Raw genomic sequence first — 389 nt, forward strand, 5'->3', positions numbered from 1 at the left:
CCGCCGGCTTGCGGCCCGGCACGGTCTGGGCGACCTGGCGGAGCTGCCGGCCCAGCCCTGCCTTGCCAGCCGCATCGAGACCGGGATCGCGATCGACGCCGGGGATCTGGCGTTTGTCGACCGGGTGGAGCGCGAGCTGGCCGACCTCTTGCCCGCAGGCACGACGATCCGCTGCCGGATCACCCGCGACGGTGCGGTAATCGAGTTGGGCCGGCTCGATCCGGCAGATGAGCGCGCAGCACGGGCCCTGGCCCATGCCGCCGGGCTCGCCGAGGCCGCGGGCAGGCGACTGCTGGGCCTGCGGCCCTATCGCCAGGGATCGGCGTTCCTGCGCTGAGCGGATGGCGGATTGTCCCCGCTGGGGAAACGATCCGGCCCGTCCGGCACCG

The 389-nt window shown here is 74.0% G+C and carries 1 pseudogene; it reads left to right on the forward strand.

Annotation, left to right across the window (positions count from 1 at the left end):
* Positions 1 to 337 (forward strand): annotated as a pseudogene (locus EQG76_RS22495) (adenine nucleotide alpha hydrolase); the annotation flags it as partial.
* Positions 338 to 389: the final 52 nt, after the last annotated feature.

It is taken from the genome of Geminicoccus flavidas (assembly GCF_009806515.1).
Classification (GTDB): domain Bacteria; phylum Pseudomonadota; class Alphaproteobacteria; order Geminicoccales; family Geminicoccaceae; genus Geminicoccus; species Geminicoccus flavidus.